The following is a 23,732-nucleotide window of genomic DNA, read 5'->3' on the forward strand; positions in this document are numbered from 1 at the left end:
TCTCGATCTGTTACGCGAGTATATTCGATTGTTTGGTGATAATCGAATGTTCTTTTTTAGTTTTGATGTCGCATTTAATGAGTTGGGATTTCGTGATGAAAAGTGTAGTGGTCATATAGCCCGGTTATTTTTGATGGAGTATAAGCTAAATTAAATGCAGCCCAGTTATTGCTGCGGCTTTCTCGGTAGCAATTTTTCCACCCTTGTTTTGAGTGTAAATATGATGGGTAAAACCGCTTCCCTGAATATAGATAAGCTGTAAGTTAGGAAAGATCAGGCGGAATCGCCATTTATCACCAATATTGTAAGGTTAGGGCGTTAGGTAGCTATTGCGCGCCTTTGCAGAGGTAAAGGCTAAGTCGCAATTTTTCGTTTTCGACCTTTGGATTTCACCAAGTAACATTGATGCGGAGAGGTCATTGCTTATGTGAAACTAGCTAACTTTGTATCCTTGATGTGATGCTGGGTTTGTTTCATCCAGCTCTGAAATAGCCTCATCTTGGGTTAACTAATGGTCGAAAACTGAGCCCGTTATTTTATTGAGCCCTTTAGTAGTCCCATACTCAGCCAGCTGAAGCAATTATGAGAATTGAACTCGTAGCCGGCATTGTTGGTTTTCCGGTAATGAAATGAAGTCTCGATTACTCGATGCAATAGTCCTTGCGGCGTAAAAGTGTGCAATTATGATCTTTGAGAAATTTTGGTACCATTTTAAGGTAAAAAGTCCTGTTAGAGTTAACGTGGGTGCGCAGTAATATGTATTACAAATGCACTCCGGGTATGAAATTCTTGTTTCATGCTTTAACCATTTTTAATGGGAGTAAGCATTGCCAATAACCGACATCTATCCATTGGTTAAATTTTCGACCCACCTCTTTAAAATGAGCAACCTTTTCCATTCCAAACTTCTCATGAAGTGCTACGCTGCCAGTATTTGGTAGAGCTATACCGCAGATTACTGCGTGGACATTGAGTTCGCTTAACTGTTTAAACAGTTCTGCATAGAGCTTTGAACCCCAGCCTTTTGAGGCATAGTTCATATCCAAATATACGGTAGCCTCTACGGAGTACTGGTATGCACAGCGCCCTTTCCATTTACTGGCATAGCAATAGCCGAGTACGCGGTCTTCGCCTTCGGCAACAAGCCAGGGAAGCTTGTTTTTTGCGCATTCCTCGATTCGGTTGACGATATTTTCAGTGGAAACCGGTTCAGCTTCAAAAGTAATATAGGTGTTTTTTACATAGTAATTGTAGATTTTAGCGATTTCTAAAGAGTCAGAGTGTTTAACTGCTCGAATCATATCTATCCTCCTTTTTATAATGAAGGGTAGTGGATGGCCATCTAAAAGCCAATAGGTATCTTCTAGTCGGCTATTGGCTGCAATAAAAATCTAGATTGCTATTTAGTGATTCTTACTAGCTAGTGATTTTTCATTAGTGAGAACTGGAAAATTTATTTTTAGCTTCCGGTTTATTTAGCTGAAGAGCCCGCCCTGTGTTATTGAAGGTGAGAGTACTTATGCGCTACTTCCGAATTGGCTAGGTACTGCTGCCGGCAAAAGCAAGACCATCCACAATATTTTATAGCTAGACAGTTAATGCTGATTAAGGAGTAATCACTTGAGGTCACAGGTTTCCTTAGGGTATAGAGCCAAATATTACGACCCTAATCAATATCAACGCAGCTTGTCTGTAGGTAGCGGCAGATTTATACGTATCAGAATACCCACATTTTCAGATTTGGCAGATAAGGGTAAATGTGCCTGAAAACTAACCTTTATAACCAGTTCATGCCAGAAAATTTACATAGTAATCAGGGAGTCTCTGAGAGCTCCGTAGAGCGGGCCTTGAAGGCCTTAGTCCTTGGGAAGGACTAAGGCTGCGATGAGCTGTAGCTAGCATCGGTAGCGTCCAAGACCCGCAGGGATATTACGGAATTGTGCAGAGGTTCCGTTACGATCCTAGCAATGATCAATGTAGTCAGTGGTAGTTATACTTATAAATTCGGCCATCTGTGCCTCCTGTCACATATATATGGTCGTCGACAACCAGTAAGTCAGCTGTGAAACCTGCGACAGGATCTGCGCAAGTAGCTTCGGAATCCTCCGTCAATGGTGCAGCCAGTAAACAGAGTTGGCTGTTCTGAGAAATGTAGATCAAGTTGCCCAGAAAATCTGTTGCACCATTAATCTCATTCGAATAGTCGTTAATATTAGGCGAATGATATGTGAACTCGAAAACAGGTTCGTTAATCTCAGATTTACCGTAAATCTCAATGTCCTGATAAGAGCTAACATACATCTTCCCATTGGCAAAATTGATATCAGTTACCTGTGTTGTGTATGCAGAAAATTCAGAGAATTCTATATCGTATGGCCAGGTGGTCAGATCTAATCTCTTTATCCAGCTACCAGACCCTGTAAAATATAAATTATTATCATCGGCAACCATTGCATAAGCGTCAAATTCAAGTGACACAGATTTTCCATCTGAAAACGGAAGAGTTTTATCGTCAGTAAATGAGAGCACTTGATCGTCTGCCCCCCAGACACTGGCGAAGATAAAAACCATATCATTTTCAACAACGATACTTTCTGCCCAGCCATATCCAATTGGATCGAGGTAGTCGTTAAGATCAACTTCACTCAGTTGAGCAATTTTATCAATATCAGTAATATCAAAAGCTTGTACGAAATTCGTAAATGTTGGCCCGTTTGCTGCGTACAACAATCCCTTTTCTGAGATGGCCATATTCCTAAATTGACCATCGATAGCGTTTATCAACTGCAAGTTCTGATCGAGAACCCTAATTGGGCCAGCATAATTTAATAAGAATATATATTCATCGTACACTAGGAGTTTATTTGCATTTCCTTGACTATCAAGGACAGATTCCAGCTTTATGGTGGTCTCGTCGTAGTCGACCAATTCCCATAGCCCCGTAGTACTTGAAATATAAAGGCTTCCATCAATCACGCCTATGGTATAGACCTGTCCAAGTTCCACGTTGACAGACTGTCCTCCGAGATAACTGTCGTCGGAAATGCTGTATATGGAAAGGGGGTGATAGTATGAGGAATAAAATAGGAGTCCATCGTGTGTTGTTACCGCATCTCCATAGGTACCTCCAATAGTCTTGAGCTTAATAGGGTTAAATGCATCTGAGATGTCGTAAACATCCAATCCAGAAGTGCCCACTGAATAGAGCCTGTCGACATCCAGATAAAATGCTGCGGCACCTAACGCACCGGCACTATTAATTATTCGCTTGGTTATAATCTGGGGGTTAGCCAAATCAGTGATATCGATAATATAGAAATTATTGTAGTCTGTGACATACATGACATCTCCGTTTATTGCCATATATCCCATCTCACTGTAAGTGCTGTCTTCGTTGTAAAGGCCGACCTGGCCTACTTCACTAATTTGTTCAGGGTTATGGATATCAAAAACTGCAATTTTTCCGTAAGTCAAGAAAACGTAGGCGTAGTTCCCTATCACTTCAATATCGTTAACGCCCGCGTAGTCTGAACCCGGAAACTCACCTAATAAAGTTGGAGTATCAGGTATAGTTACATCATAAATTGTTATCCAGTTTCCACGACTGCCCACATACAATTTGTTATCAACTAACTTTATATCACTTGTTTCAGGAGAATTCTTGCTGGTTTGGGCGGTGTCGAGATTGCCGATAGGGACAAATTTACCGGGCTCTATACGATATATTTCTGTTCCTGCCCCTTTTGCTGCGCAATACACAATGTCATTTCTCATAGTGAAATCTAGGCAGGCACCGTGTCCCCAGTGGTTCACTAATTCCAATGCCTGCTCGGGAGCTGGCTCGGGCTCGGGCTCGGGATCTGGGTCGGGTTCTGGATCCGGTGTAGGTGTAGATGATTCTGTCGTTGAGTCGTTATCCGTGCCCGATCCAGAGCCACCACCACCACAACTGGCGAGCAGTACTAGTACAACAATTAGAAAGAGATGATTGATATATCTGATGTCCATATCTATCCCCGACCTTTAATTCCAATTAAAAGAAAATGATTGTTTCTCGGCCTACAACTACCAAATTGAAGCGTCTAATCTGACGGCTTTATATCAGAGTCATACCGGGTTTAGCCAGTTATTGGCTGGAGAGTAGGCGGATAAAAACACCCGTAAGCCTTCCTGGGTTTCAACTGTAACCTGGGTGTCAGGCAATCACGAAGGATATCATCTGTTTATGTCCCAGTTGGTGTTTAAATTGCAGTTTAAATCTTCGTACCAATTAAGCTTTAAGTGTAAACTTTGTACCAATTGTTTGTTGTCTAAATGGTGAAAGCTATTGTTAAGATATTTAAAAATCTGAGCATTACCTGGGTCTTTCTAGATTATGTCTCTTAAGTATATTATTTGCTGATATGTCTTTTTTTGTCATGGTACTGCCAGAGCACATTGATAATTTTCCATTCATCCTTGTCATTTTTATATAAGTGCATATAGTCAATCCATTCATCTACAGATAATTTTACCGATGCAGCTCGACTGTCGATATCGAGAATATCTATATCAAGTCTTGGGGTCGGAGGAAATTTATTACCATCCTTGTTGTAGTTCTCAGCTACCCAAAGCATAGTTTCATAATCTGTCTCCATTATAAACTCTGAGCCATCCTTGGCTTTCCAGTAGGTCCTTTTCGCTAGTTTTTTGTCTAAACCTCTACTCATTAAGTCGGGCTTAACTTGATGTTGTGATTCAATATAGTCGAGTACAGCCCTTTCTATGTTTTTTTTATCATTAGATGAGTCGGCATTTACAGCGTTAGCGAGTAGGGTGGATAGGGTAAAAAGTATTATTCGAAGCATAGGTATATCCTTGAGTTCTTTTGGTTTATGTCTTCTTTATTCGGGAGGTGTTGGTTTGAAATATTCAGACTATTTATGAGTAAAGTTGGTTTCCTATTAAATTTTAGATTTGAGTTATTTGCCGTCTCTATCTGTGTTCGGAAATTTGAAAAAGAAACACTACAGCTTGGTGTGGCGATTTATGTCAGTCACTTTAATCTTTCTTTATCGATAGAATTCAACATAAAATTTTACTGCCCCCAGCGGCTTAACATGGTGCTTTACAGTTGGCTCTACTACGCCAGATCTTTCTGGACTTAGCTCAATAATCTCCACCTCGGGCTCTTGAATCGTATATTCCAGTGACCCAGCGAGGATTATTATCTTCCCCCATACGCCCTCCTTGGTAGTGTGATCTTTCAGTAGTCCTGGGGGGATATTCTCCTCAGTGAATTCAGGGGTTTTCTTATATGGAGCTATACATCCTGGTAATTCTTTCATTGATACTGGCCTTTTATCAATTTAAGTGGGTTTTGGCAGTCCAGGCTTTGTTTATAGGCTGACCTGGGTCTCTTTGTTTGAATAGGCCTCAATAAACTTTAGATAGTTCGAGACTAGAAGAGTAGGTGCCTCCCACTGCGGATAATGCCCAATCGTCCCCAGCTCAATAATATCTGCTGGACGATCTATCAGTTGCCGAAATCGATCCACCATATGCTTCCCTGAAACTGGGTCCAGTGAGCCATTGATTAGTAGCAGGGGGCCGGGGTATTGCTTTAGGGCGTCGACCCAGCGCTGACGATGTTGGCGCCTGTCGCGCATATAACTGATTAGTTTATAGAGGAGCCGGTTGCCATTCTTATATTGGAGAATTTGCCACAAGTCTCGCAATTCTCTGCCAGAGGGTTGTGTGTCTGGTCCGAAAATGGCACTGAAGCTGCGGCAAAACTGTCGGTAACTCATCAGTTTGTTGATCAGGAAGCCTGCGGGAGAGAGCAGCAGTTTTTGTACGAAACGTGCTTGATGAGTTTCTGGAAATAGACCGCCGTTCAGCAAGCATGCTGAGGTATACCTCGTGGTACCACCGCTATTAGCTCTGGCGAGTAACTCTTGGGCAACGGTATCCCCATAGTCATGGGCCAGCAGGTGGACCTTGTTGATGTTTAAATGTTGCAGAAGAGCTTCATGTAAATCAGCTTGCCCATAGATACTGTAGTTATGCTGCTTGGGTTTGTCTGAGTAGCCGAATCCCAGCATATCCATAGCAATACAGCGATAGTGCTCTGTCAGTTGGGGCCATACCTTTTGCCAGTCATAACTACTGGTTGGAAAACCGTGAATCAAAAGCAGCACTGGTTTATGTCGGCAGCTTGGGTTGCTATCGACATAGAAGAGTTGGTGGTTTTGATAATCAAAAATCTTTCCGTTTGATAACCACTGCTGAGGCTGCATTGGCTGTTCCAGTTCTTATTGTTGTATTTGCTGTAAAGATTGCACGATGAGCGCGCAACCTCAAGCAGCGGCTATCAGGTGGAAAGTAATTATCCTGTTCCTTGCAATGCGTAAATCGCGGGCTTGTTGATTATCTTCCATACTGAAAGCAGGGTCACCGAGGCGGTTAGGCCGATAATAAGTAGTGGTGGTAGCAGCCAGCCCCAGAGGCTGGTTTCAATACTGAACTCGCTTTGCTCAAGCCAAAGCGCCAGAGGGACTAGGGCCAAAGCCGCTACAGCGATACCAATAACGACGGGAATCAGGCTATCGATCAGGGTGTGATAGAAAATCGTCGCTGGACGGGCGCCGATTGCCATGCGCACGCCAAGCTCTGTACGCCGCAGTTGTACACTGTAACTGAGTACTCCAAAGATACCGATGGCAGCGAGACTGAGTGCCAGTAACGTCAGGGCGGTGGTTACCCAAACTGACACCCGGTCATTGCTTAGGAGTAGGTCTCGCGCCTGCTCCAGGGAGAATAGCTCAGAAACTTTGTACTGCCTGTTTACTTGGGCAAATTCCCGATTTATTTCTGTGGTGCTGAGCGGTTGGTGAGGTTTATGCCTGAGTACGAGTAGGGGATAGCTCACGTTGATACCGCGCACAAATAAGCGGGCGGGTTCCTTTTTGCCGGGCAGGCTTGCGTTGCGTACTACACCGACCACTTGGTAGGGCAAGTCACCTCGCCAGTAGTAGCGATTGCCTAATACTTCTCCATCCGGCTCCAGTTGCTGGGCCAGGGTTTCGTTGACGAGCATCATGCGATTGTTATCGGAAAATTCAGCCGCATTGATATGGCGGCCAGCTATCAAAGGCATACGCAAAATGGAAAGGTAGTTTTCGTCGACCACTGTGGTCTTGGCCATCACCGGGTTTTGTCGGCTGGCATCATGACTCAGGGATGTGGTCCAGAGTGGCCGGCTGATGGAGATAGGAGTGTTTAGGCTCAGGCTGGCAATTTGTACTTTAGGGTGCTCCAGCAATCTTTGCCTGATGGCCTTCAGGTAACTCTCCCGTTCGGCAGCGGGGGCACTCCTAAGATTGCCGATATTCAGAGTCATTACTTGAACGTTGTCCAAGGGGAAGCCAAAGGGCTGGTTAATCAGTCGGTTAGCTTGAAGGAAAATCTGCAAGCTGGCGACGATAAGCAAACTGGTCATCGCCACTTGGCTGCTGATGAGGACTTTGCGGATTAGAGGCGAGATCTGTACGCCGGAACCTTTGCCGCTGCTCTGCAGCATTTGATTCAGTGCGCGGTAATTAACCTGGCGACTGACTATGGCTGAGAAGAACAGGGCGAGCAGTAAGGCACACAACAGTGCAAAAACCAGTGTCTGCCAGTTTAAGGTGAGCTCTTGAATGCGAGGAATTTGTTCCGTAGCCATCACCTTTAATACTTCCGTCGATCCCAGGGCTAAAAGTAGAGAAAGTAATGCAGCCCCTAACATAAGTAGGCCGATTTCACATAGGAGGGCCAAAAAGATATGTTTTTTATGTGCGCCCAACGCGACCTGTATCGCCATATTGCGTTGTTGTTTGGCTGCGCGAGAAAGAATCAGGTTGGTAACATTGGCGCAGGCAATTAACAGAAGCACCAGTGTACCGCCCATTACCATTAGGGTTCGCGTGGCGCTGTCGCCAAGTATTTTATTGGCGAAGGGGGTGAGTCGGTATTCAACGGACCTTTCTACCGAAGAGGATCTTCCCGCTAGGGCCGCTTGATACTGGGCATTCATTAATGTGCTCAATTCATGCCCCGCACTGGCGGGGTCAATGCCCGGCTTCAGCTTTCCTGTGAGCATGCGAAAAGGCAGGAAGCCTCTCCAATTATTTCTGCGCTCTACTTGTGTATCGTTAAAGTCCCAGGGCAGCCAGACCGCTGTTTGCCGGCCCTGTTTATAGATCTGCGGTTCAATAAAGTCTTTGGCAATGACGCCGACAATACGAAAGTCCACCTCCCCAAATTGCAGGCTTTGCTCCAAGACATTTGGGTTGCGCCGGAACATCTGCTCCCAGGTTTGATAGCTGATAACCGCCACGGGGACTCGGCTATCGAGCCCTTCATCGGCACTGAATTGTCTGCCCAAGGCCAGGGGTGCCCCAGCCAGCTGGAGATATTCCGGAGAGACATAGGAAACATTAACCCGTGGTGATCCGGATAAATTGCGGACCACATCTTCCCAGAAGTACACCAAGGCGCTGGACTCGAAGAAACTGTCGTTTTTATAGATTTCAACCAGGGCGGGGTATTGGCTGTTGTTTTCCAGCCGCAGCTGCTTGTTCTGGTAGAGATTACCATTTACGACATACAGCCGATCTTCGTCCGGGTAGGGTAGGGGCGCGGCCAGCAGTTGGTAGTTGAGATTAAACAGCGTTACCAGGGCGCCGAGAGTGATACCCAGGGTCAGAGTAATAGTGGTGGCGTAGCTCCGCGCCCGATTGAGGGACTGGAGGGCAATGGACAGGTCCTTTGTGGTGATCATAGGGCCATCTCATGGGGCTCTAGTATGGGCTGCGGCGTTGAGATTTTTCCATCCAGCAGATGCAATTGACGGCTGGCCATATCTGCATAGCGAGGGTCATGGGTCACCATGCATAAGGTGGTACCTTCATTATTGAGTTGCCGCAGCATTTCCATTACTGCATCGCCATTGTGGGAATCCAGGTTGCCGGTGGGCTCGTCCACCAGTAGCAGGGATGGATTGCCAACTAGCGCGCGGGCTATGGCGATTCGCTGCTGTTGGCCACCGGATAACTGGTTAGGTTTGTGAGAGGCCCGGTGACTCATCCCCACCTTCTCCAGGCAGTGTTTCACTTTTTTGTCGGCTTCAGACTTGGGAATAGGATTGCGGCGGTATCGCAGGGGTAGGGCGATATTGTCGTAGACTGAGAGTTCGTCAATCAGGTTAAAGGATTGGAAGATAAAGCCTATTTTCTCGTTGCGAATAGTCGCCGCCTCACTCAGCGACAATTGAGCGACTTCAAACCCTTCAATCTGATAGCTGCCATTGGTGGGGAGGTCCAGCAGGCCGAGAATCGAGAGAAGTGTGGATTTACCGCAACCCGAGGGGCCGCAGATAGATACAAATTCCCCCTGGTAAATACTCAGGTCAACGCCCCGCAGGGCGTGAGTTTCCATTTCTTCGGTGCTGAACACCTTGGTGATCCCGGCCATATGGAGGATTGGCTTGGACATAGCGAACTCCCTGTTCTCGCTTTAGTCAACAATCTGGATATGCTCAGCTTCATTAAAATTGGCCATATCCGAGAGGATGATGCGGTCTGCTTCATTGAGGCCTTGGGTGATCTGGATATATCGACCTGACTCCTCGCCGAAGCTGATGGGCTGGAGTGCCGCTTCCTCCCCGTTTTCATTAATCAGGAAGAGATTGGCCTCACTGTGTCTCTGCACATTGATAGGCCTCTCGATGAACAGCGTATCTTCCATCGTGGCAGTGAAGATCCGGGCATCGACGTTGAGCTGTGGCCTGGCAGACTCTGGCGCGCCCGCGCTAAAAGCAATTTCCACTTCAATATTGCCGTCCCGAACCTCAGGAGTAATACGGGTTACCATACCTTCGACTTTTTCTCTGCGGGTATCAATTTCAGCGGGCTGGCCAACCTCCAGTTGTTCTGCTTTGGATTGTGGTACTTGAACCAAAGCGAGAAGATCAGTCTCGCTGCCGATCAGTGCCAGCTCCTGCCCGGGATCGACGCCTTGCCCCAGCTCTACCGGTAGTCGTTGCAGTATGCCGTCCAGGCCGGCGCGTACTGTCAGTCGGTCTGTACGTTGCTGGATACTTTGCAATTGGGTTTGGGCTTGGTTGATTTGCTCGCGCTGGATCAACTCTGATTCGACGGCGACTTTGCGCAAGTGATTGATACGCTGTTTTTGCAGGTCCACACGTTTTTTCATCTGTTCCTGGCGTAAGACGGTGGTTTGGTAGGTGAGCTGGGAAACCACTCCACTTTTTACCAGCTCGTCCTCAGCTTCGCGACGCAACTTGATCACTTGGTAATTGGAGTTCAGTTCCGCGAGTATGGCTTCCTCCGCGAGAACATCGCGCTGGTTGTTCAGAACAAGCCGACGCAGATTAGCTTCCTCTTGTTCCAGGGAGGTTTCGGCTGCATCCAGGTCGCGCATTAACTCTGGATTACTCAGCTGCATAATGATGCTATCACTTTGTACTTCTGCACCAGGACGCAACATGATTTTTTCAACATTCGCTGCGGTTAGAGCGGTAATTAACGTCTGCTTGTCTGAACGCAGCCTACCATAACCATCTACCACAACTTGCAGGTCTCCCCGTTGGACGGTGCCTAGCATCAGTTGTTCCCGCTCAACTTTGTAGGCGCTATCAGGAAGTAAGAGGAGAGTGCTGGTAAATGCCACTAAAGCAAGAGCAGCACCACCCAGCATTAAAGGGTGCTTAATCAGGGGGCGTTTCTTGGTTTTAATTATATCCATTTTGAGGCATTTCCTGAGTTAAGTAAACGTTATGCAATTTTCTTTTTGTGTAGCTTTTTTACCTGATTCTGTAAAATATGAAAAATTAAACATATTGAGATTTAGGAGATATCTATTGGAGTTTTGAGAATTTCCGGATCTCGGTGCTTGTAACTTGCTAAGCTGAACATGTTTTATTTATCCATACCCAAATATCAACGATCAACTTTCTGCTGAACCTTATAAGGAATGAAAGTGCAGTAAAATAGATAGTAGAGCTAGTTACTTGCGATGAATGGCGTGGAAATATAGATAGTGTGAATGACGTAAGCTTAATAGTTGACTCTACTGGCAATATATTGTTCAGTGAGCATTAAAGAGTAAAGCTGTTGAATAATCTGGAAATCTCAGTCTTGCTACATTGAATGATTTGTATTTGGTGTCTAGGATTTGTAATGGAGTGCCATATTGGATGACTATATCGCAGTGAGTACTTTAGTTACCAAAATCCATGAATACGAACAGCGAATTGATTTGTGTCGTCACTTAGAAATCTATTGTTCCCTAAAGTTATATTTAACATTAAACGCACTCTGGGATTGAAATAATAATTAAATCCAAATACGAAATTGCTAGCCTTCATGTCTGGGATATCCCTATTTTCTATAGACTGATATCGAGCGGTTAACTCAAGAGCACCTGCCGGAGGGATAGGCTTTATAGACTTAAAAGTGCCTCTTTTTTCATTGTAGGGCTTTCGTTCTCCGGTAACAGCCCAGCTGCCAGTAATATACCAAGTGCGAACGTCCTGATCGCCTATGAAGCACCCGAAGAAAGGGTCGCAGAAAAAGTCTGGTGGAGCTCCAAAAAATTCTTCGAAGGTTAGCTCGGAGAGAAAATAATCCCCGGTAAATTTTCCAAAAGCATATTCTGACTGAAAATAAAATGGCCCATAGGTGCCAGCTAATTCTAGCCCAGTGAAGTGGACGTTACCTTCAGGGCTGCCAAGGTAAAATTCGTCGTCACCAAATTCCCCAAAGAAAAGGTCATCTCCGCCAGGGCTTAGTGCAATTAGCTGACCAAGGCCACGGCGTCCAGAATATTCAACAAAGGCTGTGCGTGGAAGGGTGAATCTATTGGGGTTTTCGTAGCTCACTGATGCACCCAGGTGAAGGGTGCTTATCTGATCATTGATCGGGGCCCATGTGAACCTTGCTGCAGTACCGATACCTGAGTTCCGTGGGTTGCCTGGATTGCGCAGATTAAACACATCAATGCCGAATGTATGGCAACACCAATAAGTATGCCAACCAAGCCCCTGTTGCCTGACGCGGCCAAAGTAAATGCCGTCTGAAGCAAAGGGGCGCTCCATCATCAGGATGTCATTTTGTCCGATTAGCTCACCAAGAGATCTACTTGGCTTATAATTCCCTGTGATGAATTTTCCATTAAAGACTTCAGTATTCATATAAACATCTAAAAGTCCGCTAGTGCCGGCAATGGAGAAATCACGTTCCAGTTTGTATTCCCACTTCCATAGTTTTCCTCTCATTATCAAGCGTACAGCGCGAAAGTCAGTGGTGTTTACAGGCTCGTCTATATCTCGAAAAACAAAATAATCCTCGTCTAATTCAGAGTAAAAAGAGTCATCTTTGTCAAAAATATATCCATCAAAGAAGATAATTCCGCCGAGTTCACCATAGAAATTGCCATCATCAGAGGTGATTTTTAATCCCCCTTTTGTTTCGGCTATATCCGCGATAGAGGGGCTGGAGAAGTACAAGCAGGCCAAAACAAGGTGCAGGCCATAGCGTTTCATGTCACGCTCTCTGTAATGGTTGCCATTATTAATAGATATGTGTCGCAGCAGTGTAGTAGTCAGTAGCGGGTACGTAAACCTTAAAGTAAGTTGTTGATCTATACCCCGACAAGTAGATCTAGATATTGAAAAGTGGTAGGCGTATTTCGATTTCTAGATACCTTAAATATTCGCGAGGTTGCTTATAGGTCACACTTGATCGAGCATTTATTTGGTTTTCATAGGTGTGGTTTGATTGGTTCTTTATCTTATAGTCATGTTATTTCCGGCAGTGTCCGAAAGGATGGTGCGAGTTATATCTTGTCCTGAGCAGGTAGGGAGTTGGGAGGGGCGCGTATAAATTGATTGGATTGACACTCAATCTAGAGAGCTTTAGATAAACTGCTTAAGCTAGTTGTATCTCCGTGGTAGAGGCTGATTTGGTAATACCAATAAAGAATTTTCTAAAAAAAGAGGCTGAACTCTTATCTTCTATTTATCTTGGCAGTCCCTGTCAGAATTTGACTCTAGTTAAATAGAGCTATTGTTGCCCGCAAATCTCTCTACCTATTTGGGGGTAAATGCACTATGCCTACCTATTATGGGCAGGTGTCACTTTTTTATTGATTTTATATATTATCCGGGTGTATCACAATTTAACTGTATTTAAATGCTCCGGGTGGCAAATTATTTATTTTGTAGTGTGTGGTTATTCTCGTGGAGCCACTCCTATAGAGTTTAGGACATGCAGAGATACCTCTGATTTATTCAGGAGGTTTTTGCTAGAAATTGAGGGGAGAGTTTACTGCGCCTGCGGCCGTGTGAGGCATGGATACCGATTATGCGTTTATAGAGACGTATTCTCAGCGCGTCTGGGGTGCATAAATTCTTGTCTTCTGTTTCATAGTGGTTCGGTTAATGAATTGCTCGAAGCGCATTCTGCTGAAGAATATGTCCGCTGATCAAAAATGTCGCGAATCCAGTGATAGATACCCGGAACAAATTTACATGGGGTAAATCGATAGTGACTAGTAAATCAGGTTACCGGGAGTTGCCTTTGGTCTATGCATGCTCCGGGTGTTCCAGTGCCGCACAGTTAGCAAATACTTTAGCTGTGAAGCTAGACCGGAATGCGCAGGCAGAGATGTCCTGTGTGGCTGGGGTCGGAGGAGATGTAGATGCATTGGTTAAAACTGCAAAATCAGGGCGTAAGAAAATTGTCCTGGATGGCTGTCCTTTGCACTGTGCCATCAACTGCTTAAGGCGCCAGGGGTTGAACCCGAAGTACACATCGACCTTTCCAAGGAGGGGGTCCGAAAAAATGCATGCGGACCCGTGTGAAGAGGAAATAGAGCGTATCTGGAATTCCGTGGTGATTCCCCAGCTGTCTATGATGACAGAACCGTGACCCACTTATCCGCTGAGTTTAACGGCCATCTGCCAATAGTGATCCTTTGCCGTATGGCCGCCATGATCAAGGTAATTCTTAAAATATAGGGGTCCATTCCTTTAGCTTGATGTTTTACAAACAATGGATGTCGACTACTCATCTTTGGAAGTATTTGGTTCTTACCCTGAGGGGGCTTCCTGCGAAAATCACTAAACATTGAATACTCCTGTTGAAGAAGGTCAAAGGGAGTAACGTTTTCCACAATGATGCATAGCAGGCTTCAGGGCAAATGATAAAGCTGGAGCTAAGTTGTAGCTGTTTTATCGGATATGGAGGGAAAATGCTGGCGATTAGAAAATCAATTTCACATATGGGCTATCGACTCAGCTGCAGAGTAATGCCGTTGTTACCCAGCTGGCCGGGTGAGATCGCATTTATCAAATTGCTAAATACGAGGCTTTCAGAGGAGTTAAACGATGGACTCTTCGACTTTCTCGATGGTCAGGTGCTGGAAGTTACCGTTAGGGATATGGGAGTTTGTCTTAGGGTAAGTAAGCGCGACACACTCTTTGTACGCGCGCCAGCTCACGCCGTGGCTGACTCTACTATCTCAGCTGATATTGCCGATTTTCTGGCAATTGCCAGCGGTCGTGAGGACCCGGATACGCTTTTTTCCAACGTAGGCTATGCCTCGGTGGACAGACCGAAATTGGCCTGACAGTAAAGAACCGGCTTGATGCACTCGATCGAAGCCGCATACCGCAGTGGACCCTGCGCTGGCTGGATATTATTGCTGCTGAATTAGCAATGATTACCCGAATTAATTAGGGAGCAACTATGGAACTTGTATGCCCGGCCGGGAGCCTGCCAGCACTGGAGGCCGCAGTCGATAATGGTGCAGATGCGGTTTATATCGGTTTTAGCGATGAAACCAATGCACGGAACTTTGGCGGACTAAATTTTAACGACAAGAGTGCGTTGCGTGCCTTGGAGCGAATTCGCAGCCGAGGTAGAAAGTTATATGTGGCTATTAATACCTACGCAAAGCCAGATACTTTTTCGCGCTGGCAGGCAGCGGTAGATAGGGCGGCAGGGCTCAGTGCTGATGCCGTGATTTTGGCAGATATCGGTCTTATGGAATATGCGCAGAAAAAGTATCCGCATTTGGCTCTCCATCTATCGGTGCAGGCATCTGCTACCAGTGGACCCGCATTGGAATTCTACCGGCAGCAATTTGGTGTCCGCCGTGCGGTTCTACCCCGGGTACTGTCACTTAAACAAGTAGAGCAGTTGGCAGTTGCCAGCCCAGTGGAGTTGGAAGTTTTTGGTTTCGGTAGCCTTTGTATTATGGCTGAGGGGCGCTGTCATCTAAGTTCCTACGTAACTGGAGAGTCGCCTAATAAGAACGGCGTTTGTTCGCCGGCCAAGGCGGTGGAATGGAGGAATGTAGCGAACGGACTGGAAACCAGGCTGAATGGAGTGCTGATCGACCGGTTTACCGAGGGTGAAAATGCTGGCTACCCAACCTTGTGTAAGGGCCGGTTTATCGTTGACGAAAAGCGTCAGCACGCGCTTGAGGAGCCGACAAGCTTGAATAGTATGGCTCTGCTGCCGGAGCTGAGGTTGGCGGGTATAAAGGCTATTAAGCTAGAAGGCAGACAGCGGAGTCCTGCCTATGTATCGCAAATAGTGCGCACTTGGCGTGAGGCGATTGATGCGGTGTTACAGCTTGGTGATGATTTCTCTGTGAGGGATCGCTGGCGGGATACATTGGCAAAAAATTCTGAAGGCAAGCAAACGACTCTGGGCGCTTATGATCGCCCCTGGCAGTAGAGGACAAAAGATGCGGCTAGCTCTGGGACCTGCGCAATATTATTGGCGGCGTACCGATATTAATTTTTTCTATGAAGAAATTCTTTCGGCACCGCTGGATATTATTTATTTGGGAGAAGTGGTGTGTGGTAAGAGACATGAGTTGCGAGCGGCGGACTGGTTGGATCTGGCCCGGATGTTGGCGGAGGCTTCGGACAAGCAAATAGTCCTGTCTACACTGACGTTGCTGGAATCCAATGCGGATCTCAACTGGGTACGGAAAATCTGTGACAATGGTCAGTGGTTGGTTGAAGCTAACGATATGTCGGCAGTACAGCTTTTATCGGAAGCCCGGCTGCCGTTTACCTGTGGTCCTGCCGTCAATATTTATAATCACAAAGTCGTGGAGCGCCTAATGTCAATAGGCATGATGCGCTGGACGGTGCCGGTAGAAATGGGGGCGCAGCAATTGAGAGCGGTGCTTGAAGTCTGCACCAATAAACCAGAAATTGAGCTGTTTGCCCATGGCCATATGCCACTGGCTTATTCGGCGCGCTGCTTTACTGCCCGCCACCACGGGCTGGCAAAAGATAATTGCGATTACCGTTGCATGGAGTATCCCAATGGGTTGCCCTTGGCATCTCAGGAGGGAGAAGATTTATTCGTGATAAATGGGATTCAGACGCTATCCGGGGAAGTAGTCAATTTACTGCCACACTACCCACAACTATGTGAAATGGATATTGATATTCTGCGCCTGTCTCCACAATGGCAACGAACGCTCCAGGTTATTGAAGCTTTCGATCGTGCCCGGCACGGTGAATTGCTCCCACAACTCTTGCCGCCGGGGGTGGATGGCTACTGGTGTGACCGCCCCGGACTTGAGCTGATTGCCCGCAGTGGTAATGATGCGATTATGTAATTGAGCACAGGCTCTAATAATTGGGGGTTGCACAATAGAGCCAATCTCCTGACTCTTTATTCTATTCTTATGTCAATTATTGCAGGAACCGCGCTCTACGTCGTAAAGTAAGCCATACCTTGAAGAATAGAAGCGCCAGGTGATGACCAGGCAAATCAGGTAAAAGATAAGGAATCCCCACAGTGCCGCCAAGGGGCCACCGGTAACCTCTATGGATGTTCCGTACGCCTTGGGAATAAAAAAAGCTCCATAAGCTGCGATGGCACTGGTGAAAGCAATTATGGCAGCACTCTCGCGGTCGATCTGGCGTTTCTGTTCCTCACTGTTCAAGCTGGGTATAAGGTGTGGGATCTCTTTGCCCATAATCACTGGAATCATTTGGAATGTTGAGGCATTGCCGACCCCGGTGAGGAAGAACAGGGCCATAAAGCAGGTGAAGAATCCCCAGAAAGCCCCGGCTGCTTCATTGTTGGCAATAAAGTAAATTACCCCGAGTACTGCAAGCATCATTCCGACAAAGGTCCAGAAGGTAACCCTGGCGCCCCCGTATTTATCCGCTAGCCAGCCACTACCAGCACGGCTCAGGGCCCCCACCAATGGCCCTAAAAATACCAGCTGTAACGCATTAACATCCGGAAACTGCAGCCGTGTCAGCAACGGAAATCCAGCGGAGTATCCAATAAAGCTACCAAATGTGCCGGTATAGAGGATGCACATCAACCAGTTGTGCTTGCGCTGGAAAATAACAGCCTGTTCTGCAAAGCTGGACTTTGCATCTGCGATGTCATTCATACCCAGCCAGGCGGCCGCCGTGGAAGCAATAATCAGCGGGACCCAAATAAAGCCTGCATTCTGCATCCATAGCAAGGTGCCATCATCCGCCTGTTGTGGACTGCCACCCAGCGCGCCGAAAATGCCCGCAGTGATCGCCAGGGGTACCAGAAACTGCATCACCGATACGCCCAGGTTACCGAGCCCTGCATTCAGTGCCAGAGCATGGCCCTTTTCCTTTTTCGGGAAGAAGAAAGCAATATTTGCCATTGAGGAGGCGAAGTTGCCCCCGCCCAAACCGCAAAGCAGGGCCAATACCAGGAAAATCAGGAATGGTGTGGTTGGGTCCTGCACGGCATAACCCATGCCAATTGACGGCACCAATAGGGATGCTGTGGATACTGCGGTCCACAGCCTTCCGCCGAAGATGGGCACCATAAAGCTATAAAATATTCTCAATGTGGCGCCAGACAGGCCGGGTAGGGCGGCAAGCCAGAATAATTGGGCGGAGTTAAAGTTAAAGCCGATCGCAGGCAATCTCGCCACCACTACTGACCAGACCATCCACACCGCAAATGCGAGAAGCAAGGCCGGGATAGAGATCCATAAGTTCTGCCGTGCAATGGCGCGGCCTCGGGTTTCCCAAAATTCTTTGTCCTCTGGGTTCCAGTCTTCCAGGACCCGATCTTTTTTGGCTTCTTCCTCCGTTGGGCGCAGATCTTCTTCAGCATCTTCAACCTGTTCTGGGCGCTTGGCCTCAGCTTGAATCGACAAATGCATCCAGATTAAGGCGAATACGACCAGGGCAAAGAGGATTGCGAAGCAACTGGTGTAAATACCTGTTAAATCTAATGCGATGCCAAAAATAATCGGCAGTATGAAGCCGCCCAACCCCCCGATCATTCCCACTAGTCCACCGACGGAACCGATATGCTTGGGGTAATAAACCGGGATGTGTTTATAAGTTGCCGCTTTGCCCAGGCTCATAAAGAAGCCGAGCAGGAAGAGCACCACTACAAATGGCAATAGGTCCATCTGGGTACTGAAACTCAGTGGCCCATTTTTAGTAGTGATAATGTACTGGGTGGGCGGGTAAGACAGCATCAGCAGTAGTAACAGGGAGAAACCAAAGGTCCAGTACATTATGGTCCGCGCGCCGTGACGGTCAGAGAGATGTCCCCCATAAGCGCGAAATAGTGATGCCGATAGAGAGAAGGCTGCGGCGCAGATGCCAGCAGTGCGCACATCCACTTCGTAGACTTCAATCAGGTAATTGGGGGTCCACAGTGCCAGGGCGACAAAACCGCCGAATACAAAGAAGTAGTACAGAGAAAATCGCCAAACACGAATATCTTCCAAAGGCTTGAATTGCTCTGCAAATGAGGGCACTGGCTTGCCAGATTTCTTCTGCGCCACCCACTGGGGTTCATCCTTAGCGAATACAAAAAAAGTGACCGCCATCAGCGCCAACGCAGCGGCCCAGATATAGGCCACCATATGCCAACCGAAGGCCACCAGGATAAAGGGGGCTACAAACTTGGTAACGGCAGCGCCCACATTACCTGCGCCAAAAATGCCCAGAGCGGTGCCCTGTCGCTCGGGCTCAAACCAACTCGCGACATAAGTAACCCCGATAATAAATGAGCCTCCGGCCAAGCCAATCCCCAAGGCGGTCAGCAGATACATTGGATAGGTAGAGGCGAATGTCAGCAGCCAGGTGGAAAGAGCGGTGAGCAGCATTTGCAGGGTGAAGACAAGGCGGCCACCATAGCGTTCTGTCCATATGCCAAGAATTAGGCGGGTGACAGAGCCTGTGAGGACCGGGGTTGCAATAAGGAGGCCGAACTCGGATTCGCTGATGCCCAGCTCTTCTTTAATCGCAATACCAATGATCGAGAAAATCGTCCACACCGCAAAGCAGGCGGTAAAGGCGATGGTGCTCAGGCTCAATGCCTGAACCTGATCGGGCCGGGAGGCGGCAGGTAGTGAAGCCATGATAGATTTTCCCTATCCCGAGGCTTAAGGAATCAGTAGAAACACCGCAATCAGTACACAGGCAATAGTCACAATGGCCCACACCATTGGCCATAGGCGTTTTTTTCAGGCTTGACGGAGACTGACTCCATCGGGTCGTGTCCTTCTTGGTCCGGGCCATAGGTGTCATCCCGCACGGCGTGCAGGTCCGGGTTCAAGTGGGCATCCTTGGGAGGTTTTTTGATACTCATGATGCTGGGCTCTCAGTCGTCGATGCATTTAAATCGAGTTGTACGCCCTCTATATTGGCAGTGCGCGCCAGTTCACCAATAAACCTTGAGGCCGATGTTACCCAAGCGCGCGCTTCCAGCATGTCGAGGATTTTTTTCCTGGCCAACTCAAATGGCAGTGTCTGCCCGGGAATCCGGCGATGCAGGCGCACCACATGCCAGCCGAAACGGCTCTGTACCGGTTCCCGCCCAGTGCATCCCTCTGCCAGCGCTTCCAGGGCCTGTTGTACAGCCCGATCCAGCTCGCCACGGCGAACCTGGCCCAGTGAGCCATCCTGCTGGGCTGTTGGACAGCCGGATAATTCCCGAGCGGCTGCGGCAAAGCTCTCTGCATCGTCGCCTAATTCGCTGGTGAGCTGTCGAGCCTGCTGCTCTGCCTGCAGCCGACCACTGTCGGTATCTTCGATGGGTTCAATCAGGATATGAGCGGCCTCAAATAAGTCAGGCGTGCGGAAACGATGGATATGCCCATCGTAATAGCGGCGGCATTCCTCTTCAGTGACGTGGGCTGCGGGTAGTTCCCGCTCCAGTAAAGCACTTATTTCTGTATTTTCTTCCGTGTCATTGGGATTGTCGGTATCGTTTTGTCTCTGTCCTTTGTGACGTCTGCTGGCGATAACCTGCTGCAGAAGTTCCCTAATAGCCAGAGCCCTTGCCGCTTGGTGCCAAGCGATTTCGCCCTCTGGGGCTGGGTGATATTGCATCTCCCGCGCAATCTCCTCGGCTGTAATCTCTACTCCATTGACTCGCACCTCGGCAAAGGCAGGCATCGGTGTGTGTTCAACGTCTGGACCATAACCGCAACCGCCGACCTCGCAGGCAGATGGTAATACGGGGTCTTGGAGCTTTGCCCCAGTAGGAGAGGGGGCAGTTCGATATACTGTATGGCGTTGTCTTTGCTCATATTGAGCCTTCACTTGGGTGCTGAGCTTGTCGGTTGAGGTGCGGTCGGATCAGGTATCGGCGTCGTACTTTTGCGAGCGAGTCTTCGCGATCTCACTATTTGGTATCCGGGGCGCAACACATAGGCAAAGGGCGCACTCCAGATGTGCACCAATCGTGTAAAGGGGGTAATCAGGAATAGTGTCAGCCCGAGCACAATGTGTATCTTGTAGACGAGCTGGGTATTGATAATCAGCTCAGAGGCAGAGGGAGTAAACGTGAGTATGCCCTGAGCCCAGCCCATAAATAATACCATTTCCTTACCGCTCAGGTGATCCATGGTCCAGATGGTCGTGGCCAGTCCGATAAATAGCTGCAGCCAGATCAGCACAAGGACCAGGATGTCACCGACCGAAGAGCTGTGGCGGATGCGAGCGTAATAGAGCCGACGATGTAACAGTATGCTGCAGCCAATAAATCCGGCAATTCCGGCAAGGCCGCCAACGATCAGTGCCATTAACTGCTTGAAACTATGGCTTACTCCAAAATAATCAAATACCCCAATAGGAGTCAGTAAGCCAACAAAGTGGCCGAAAAACAGAATCAGGATTCCCAGATGGAGCAGGTTGGACCCCAGCATCATCTGCTTGCGGCGCAGGAACTGTGAAGATTGTGATCGCCAGCTGTATTGGCCTTTGTCGAAGCGAATGATGCTACCGAGTACCAGTACGGTAAGGGCCACATATGGGTACCAACCAAATAATAAGTAGTTGATGACGCTGTGCATGGTGTTTGTCTCAATAAACTTTTGGGTGGTTTATTTCACGTTTCGCTGGAAGACATAATCAATTTACCGGCGGCTTTCAGCCGCGCGATAATCCCGCTTGGTGGAACTTGGTGCTGGGGCGTTGTAAAGGTGATGGGTTTTTCCTCCCATTCTTCCTCGACAGACGTTTCCGTTGCTTGTTGGTTTCGCGCAAGTAATTCCTTTACCGCTTGGGCATCGGGCTGTTTTCCTGCGAGTTTTATGAGCAGGTGAAAGATCCCTGCGTACGCTGACTGGCGCTCGTCGAGGCGCTGGGCTAAGGCGGCAAATACATGGGCCGGTTGCGATAGCCAGTCACGGATTTCGGTTTCTGGCAAGCAGGAAATAAATTCCAGAAAGATCGGGATGTAATCAGGCAGTTCATCGCGTTGAAGGAAGCAGCCGTGTGCAATGTACTCTTCGCCCAGATTGAGCATTGCCTGGCCGCGCTCGCGGCTTTCACCGTGAATATGTTCAAAAAAATGTAGTGATAGGGCGCGGGAGCTGTCGAATAAATCGCTGTAGTCCACTTGTAAGCTCAGCAGCTCCTGCTGTAAATAACTACGTAGCAAGGGGGCAATCATGGCGCGATCTATGCTGGAAAGTGCTTGCTCACTGTCCAGTGTTTCGCGAATATCATTGATATGCGTTTTCACGGATTCACTGGGGTAGTCCAGTAGTAACGCCAGAGCACGTAATAACCTTTTCATTAGGGGGTATCCGTATAGCGTTTGCCCGGCATGCGCTTGGGGCCGCCAAATAGATCAAGCTTGGTACTTCCGTTATGTGGTTCCGTAAAGCTAAAGCCCATAGCACCGCGCAGGTGGTATGCATTTTCTTCGGATTCACGGTGGTTGGTCGGGATTACGTAGCGGTCTTCGTAGGCGGCGAGCGCCATATAGCGGTACATATCCTCAATGGTTTTCCGGGTGAGACCGACGCTCTTTGGAATTTCCTCATTGGTTACCCCCCCAACAGTTTTAGCGCGCATGTAGGCACGCATTGCCAGCATTCGCTCTAATGCGCGGGTTACCGGTACTTCGTCGCCGGCCGTGAGCAGGTTGGCCAAATAACGCAGAGGGATACGCAGTGAACTGACATCCGGCATACCGTGATTCACTGCGATCTTGCCGGCCTCAGCGGCGGATTGGATTGGCGATAGAGGGGGCACATACCAAACCATCGGCAGCGTGCGATATTCGGGGTGCAAGGGGAAAGCAACCTCCCAGTCCATCACCATTTTGTACACGGGTGAGTGGGTTGCCGCATCCAGCCATGCCTGGGGAATACCATCGCGGGCCGCTTGCGCCTGGATCTCGGGATCGTGGGGGTTGAGGAAGATATCCCGCTGCGCGGGATACAGGTCCTTTTCATTCTCTACGGCAGCGGCTTGCTCGATTCGGTCGGCATCGTAGAGCATAACGCCCAGGTAGCGGATTCGACCAACACAGGTTTCCGAGCACACGGTTGGCATCCCGGCTTCGATCCTGGGGTAGCAGAAAATACATTTCTCAGATTTGCCAGTGGACCAGTTGTAGTAAATCTTCTTATAGGGGCAGCCGGAAACGCACATACGCCAGCCACGACATTTGCCCTGGTCAATCAGGACGATGCCATCCTCCTCTCGTTTATAAATAGCACCAGAGGGGCAGGAGGCTACACAGGATGGATTCAGGCAGTGCTCGCACAGCCTGGGTAAGTACATCAGAAAGGTTTGTTCGAACTGGCTGTAGATCTCCTTTTCGACACCGGCGAAGTTATAGTCCTTTGAGCGCGCACTGAATTCGCCGCCCAGATCATCCTCCCAGTTGCCGCTCCATTCGATTTTTGTCAGCACATCACCGGTGACCAGAGAGCGGGGCTTGGCTGAGGGCTGTGCCTGGAGCTCAGGAGCCTTTTGCAGCCAGTCGTATTCGAAGGTGTAGGGCTCATAGAAATCATCAATTTCCGGCAGGTCCGGGTTGGCAAAAATATTGGCCAGTAAGCGCCACTTTGAGCCAGCCCGGGGCTGGAGTTTGCCATTTTTCTTGCGAATCCAGCCGCCGTTCCAGCGCTTTTGGTTTTCCCAGTCCTTCGGGTAACCGACACCGGGTTTGGATTCCACGTTGTTAAACCAGGCGTATTCGACACCTTCACGGTTGGTCCATACATTTTTGCAGGTAATTGAACAGGTGTGACAGCCAATACACTTGTCGAGATTCAGGACCATCCCAATCTGGGCACGGATTTTCATCTCAGCTTCCTGTCTTTATGCCGGCGACCTTGCGCGTCCATTTTCAAATCCATAACAACTCACAAAATTATTGTGCTGGGGCACTGGT

The 23,732-nt window shown here is 48.1% G+C and carries 19 protein-coding genes; 4 read left to right on the forward strand and 15 right to left on the reverse strand.

Annotated elements, in window-relative coordinates:
• Window positions 1-794: 794 nt before the first annotated feature.
• The 9 genes from P0078_RS01160 to P0078_RS01200 form a co-directional block, all read right to left on the reverse strand.
• Window positions 795-1,301, reverse strand: coding sequence for an arsinothricin resistance N-acetyltransferase ArsN1 family B (locus P0078_RS01160; RefSeq protein ID WP_282932650.1), 507 nt, complete (start codon window positions 1,299-1,301; stop codon window positions 795-797).
• A gap of 679 nt (window positions 1,302-1,980) precedes the next feature.
• A complete protein-coding gene (locus P0078_RS01165; RefSeq protein ID WP_282932651.1) occupies window positions 1,981-4,008 on the reverse strand; it encodes an LVIVD repeat-containing protein in 2,028 nt (675 codons plus the stop codon).
• A gap of 383 nt (window positions 4,009-4,391) precedes the next feature.
• Window positions 4,392-4,847 carry a nuclear transport factor 2 family protein gene (locus P0078_RS01170; RefSeq protein WP_282932652.1) on the reverse strand — a complete coding sequence of 152 codons (456 nt, stop codon included), beginning with the start codon at window positions 4,845-4,847 and terminating at the stop codon, window positions 4,392-4,394.
• A gap of 204 nt (window positions 4,848-5,051) precedes the next feature.
• Complete coding sequence (locus P0078_RS01175; RefSeq protein ID WP_282932653.1) at window positions 5,052-5,327, reverse strand: TehB family protein; 276 nt, start codon at window positions 5,325-5,327, stop codon at window positions 5,052-5,054.
• A gap of 51 nt (window positions 5,328-5,378) precedes the next feature.
• Window positions 5,379-6,278: an alpha/beta fold hydrolase gene (locus P0078_RS01180; RefSeq protein ID WP_282932654.1), complete on the reverse strand. Its 900-nt coding sequence runs from the start codon at window positions 6,276-6,278 to the stop codon at window positions 5,379-5,381.
• Window positions 6,279-6,367: 89 nt separating this feature from the next.
• Entirely contained in the window at window positions 6,368-8,803 is a 2,436-nt protein-coding gene (locus tag P0078_RS01185) for an ABC transporter permease (RefSeq protein ID WP_282932655.1), read from the reverse strand.
• Window positions 8,800-9,516, reverse strand: a complete 717-nt coding sequence (locus P0078_RS01190) for an ABC transporter ATP-binding protein (RefSeq protein ID WP_282932656.1) — start codon at window positions 9,514-9,516, stop codon at window positions 8,800-8,802. Before P0078_RS01190 ends, P0078_RS01185 begins: the two co-directional genes overlap by 4 nt.
• A 21-nt stretch (window positions 9,517-9,537) precedes the next feature.
• Window positions 9,538-10,788 (reverse strand): efflux RND transporter periplasmic adaptor subunit, encoded by a 1,251-nt coding sequence (locus P0078_RS01195; RefSeq protein WP_282932657.1) that lies wholly within the window; start codon window positions 10,786-10,788, stop codon window positions 9,538-9,540.
• 478 nt (window positions 10,789-11,266) lie between these two features.
• Window positions 11,267-12,586, reverse strand: coding sequence for an OprO/OprP family phosphate-selective porin (locus P0078_RS01200; protein ID WP_282932658.1), 1,320 nt, complete (start codon window positions 12,584-12,586; stop codon window positions 11,267-11,269).
• Window positions 12,587-13,589: 1,003 nt separating this feature from the next.
• On the opposite strand from P0078_RS01200, the gene P0078_RS01205 reads away from it, so the two are divergent.
• The 4 genes from P0078_RS01205 to P0078_RS01220 all read left to right on the forward strand — a co-directional run bounded on the left by P0078_RS01205 (window position 13,590) and on the right by P0078_RS01220 (window position 16,689).
• Window positions 13,590-13,973 carry a putative zinc-binding protein gene (locus P0078_RS01205; protein WP_282932659.1) on the forward strand — a complete coding sequence of 128 codons (384 nt, stop codon included), beginning with the start codon at window positions 13,590-13,592 and terminating at the stop codon, window positions 13,971-13,973.
• Window positions 13,974-14,295: 322 nt separating this feature from the next.
• The gene (gene ubiT / locus P0078_RS01210) at window positions 14,296-14,673 is read left to right on the forward strand and encodes a ubiquinone anaerobic biosynthesis accessory factor UbiT (protein ID WP_282932660.1); all 378 of its coding nucleotides are present in this window, start codon (window positions 14,296-14,298) and stop codon (window positions 14,671-14,673) included.
• 119 nt (window positions 14,674-14,792) lie between these two features.
• Window positions 14,793-15,788, forward strand: a complete 996-nt coding sequence (gene ubiU, locus P0078_RS01215; protein WP_282932661.1) for a ubiquinone anaerobic biosynthesis protein UbiU — start codon at window positions 14,793-14,795, stop codon at window positions 15,786-15,788.
• A 10-nt stretch (window positions 15,789-15,798) separates the two neighbouring features.
• Window positions 15,799-16,689 (forward strand): U32 family peptidase, encoded by an 891-nt coding sequence (locus P0078_RS01220; protein ID WP_282932662.1) that lies wholly within the window; start codon window positions 15,799-15,801, stop codon window positions 16,687-16,689.
• A gap of 72 nt (window positions 16,690-16,761) precedes the next feature.
• Here P0078_RS01220 and P0078_RS01225 read toward each other — a convergent pair whose 3' ends face one another.
• The 6 genes from P0078_RS01225 to narH all read right to left on the reverse strand — a co-directional run bounded on the left by P0078_RS01225 (window position 16,762) and on the right by narH (window position 23,644).
• Window positions 16,762-19,455: a nitrate/nitrite transporter gene (locus P0078_RS01225; RefSeq protein ID WP_282932663.1), complete on the reverse strand. Its 2,694-nt coding sequence runs from the start codon at window positions 19,453-19,455 to the stop codon at window positions 16,762-16,764.
• Between the two features lie 68 nt (window positions 19,456-19,523).
• A complete protein-coding gene (locus P0078_RS01230) occupies window positions 19,524-19,685 on the reverse strand; it encodes a hypothetical protein (protein ID WP_282932664.1) in 162 nt (53 codons plus the stop codon).
• Complete coding sequence (locus P0078_RS01235; protein ID WP_282932665.1) at window positions 19,682-20,641, reverse strand: peptidylprolyl isomerase; 960 nt, start codon at window positions 20,639-20,641, stop codon at window positions 19,682-19,684. Before P0078_RS01235 ends, P0078_RS01230 begins: the two co-directional genes overlap by 4 nt.
• On the reverse strand, window positions 20,638-21,393 hold the full coding sequence (gene narI, locus P0078_RS01240) for a respiratory nitrate reductase subunit gamma (protein WP_282932666.1): 756 nt from the start codon (window positions 21,391-21,393) through the stop codon (window positions 20,638-20,640). Before narI ends, P0078_RS01235 begins: the two co-directional genes overlap by 4 nt.
• 35 nt (window positions 21,394-21,428) lie before the next feature.
• Window positions 21,429-22,121, reverse strand: coding sequence for a nitrate reductase molybdenum cofactor assembly chaperone (gene narJ / locus P0078_RS01245; RefSeq protein WP_282932667.1), 693 nt, complete (start codon window positions 22,119-22,121; stop codon window positions 21,429-21,431).
• A complete protein-coding gene (gene narH / locus P0078_RS01250; protein WP_282932668.1) occupies window positions 22,121-23,644 on the reverse strand; it encodes a nitrate reductase subunit beta in 1,524 nt (507 codons plus the stop codon). Before narH ends, narJ begins: the two co-directional genes overlap by 1 nt.
• Window positions 23,645-23,732: the final 88 nt, after the last annotated feature.

Source organism: Microbulbifer sp. VAAF005 (genome assembly GCF_030012985.1).
In the GTDB taxonomy this organism is placed as follows: domain Bacteria; phylum Pseudomonadota; class Gammaproteobacteria; order Pseudomonadales; family Cellvibrionaceae; genus Microbulbifer.

Excerpts from the sequence above, each read along its gene's own strand:
- P0078_RS01175 (WP_282932653.1), bottom strand. The coding sequence starts at position 5,327 with ATGAAAGAATTACCAGGATGTATAGCTCCATATAAGAAAACCCCTGAA.
- P0078_RS01190 (WP_282932656.1), bottom strand. The coding sequence starts at position 9,516 with ATGTCCAAGCCAATCCTCCATATGGCCGGGATCACCAAGGTGTTCAGC.
- narJ (WP_282932667.1), bottom strand. The coding sequence starts at position 22,121 with ATGAAAAGGTTATTACGTGCTCTGGCGTTACTACTGGACTACCCCAGT.
- P0078_RS01180 (WP_282932654.1), bottom strand. The coding sequence starts at position 6,278 with ATGCAGCCTCAGCAGTGGTTATCAAACGGAAAGATTTTTGATTATCAA.
- P0078_RS01170 (WP_282932652.1), bottom strand. The coding sequence starts at position 4,847 with ATGCTTCGAATAATACTTTTTACCCTATCCACCCTACTCGCTAACGCT.
- ubiT (WP_282932660.1), top strand. The coding sequence starts at position 14,296 with ATGCTGGCGATTAGAAAATCAATTTCACATATGGGCTATCGACTCAGC.
- narI (WP_282932666.1), bottom strand. The coding sequence starts at position 21,393 with ATGCACAGCGTCATCAACTACTTATTATTTGGTTGGTACCCATATGTG.
- P0078_RS01225 (WP_282932663.1), bottom strand. The coding sequence starts at position 19,455 with ATGGCTTCACTACCTGCCGCCTCCCGGCCCGATCAGGTTCAGGCATTG.
- P0078_RS01195 (WP_282932657.1), bottom strand. The coding sequence starts at position 10,788 with ATGGATATAATTAAAACCAAGAAACGCCCCCTGATTAAGCACCCTTTA.
- P0078_RS01200 (WP_282932658.1), bottom strand. The coding sequence starts at position 12,586 with ATGAAACGCTATGGCCTGCACCTTGTTTTGGCCTGCTTGTACTTCTCC.
- ubiU (WP_282932661.1), top strand. The coding sequence starts at position 14,793 with ATGGAACTTGTATGCCCGGCCGGGAGCCTGCCAGCACTGGAGGCCGCA.
- P0078_RS01220 (WP_282932662.1), top strand. The coding sequence starts at position 15,799 with ATGCGGCTAGCTCTGGGACCTGCGCAATATTATTGGCGGCGTACCGAT.
- P0078_RS01165 (WP_282932651.1), bottom strand. The coding sequence starts at position 4,008 with ATGGACATCAGATATATCAATCATCTCTTTCTAATTGTTGTACTAGTA.
- P0078_RS01160 (WP_282932650.1), bottom strand. The coding sequence starts at position 1,301 with ATGATTCGAGCAGTTAAACACTCTGACTCTTTAGAAATCGCTAAAATC.
- P0078_RS01230 (WP_282932664.1), bottom strand. The coding sequence starts at position 19,685 with ATGAGTATCAAAAAACCTCCCAAGGATGCCCACTTGAACCCGGACCTG.
- P0078_RS01185 (WP_282932655.1), bottom strand. The coding sequence starts at position 8,803 with ATGATCACCACAAAGGACCTGTCCATTGCCCTCCAGTCCCTCAATCGG.
- narH (WP_282932668.1), bottom strand. The coding sequence starts at position 23,644 with ATGAAAATCCGTGCCCAGATTGGGATGGTCCTGAATCTCGACAAGTGT.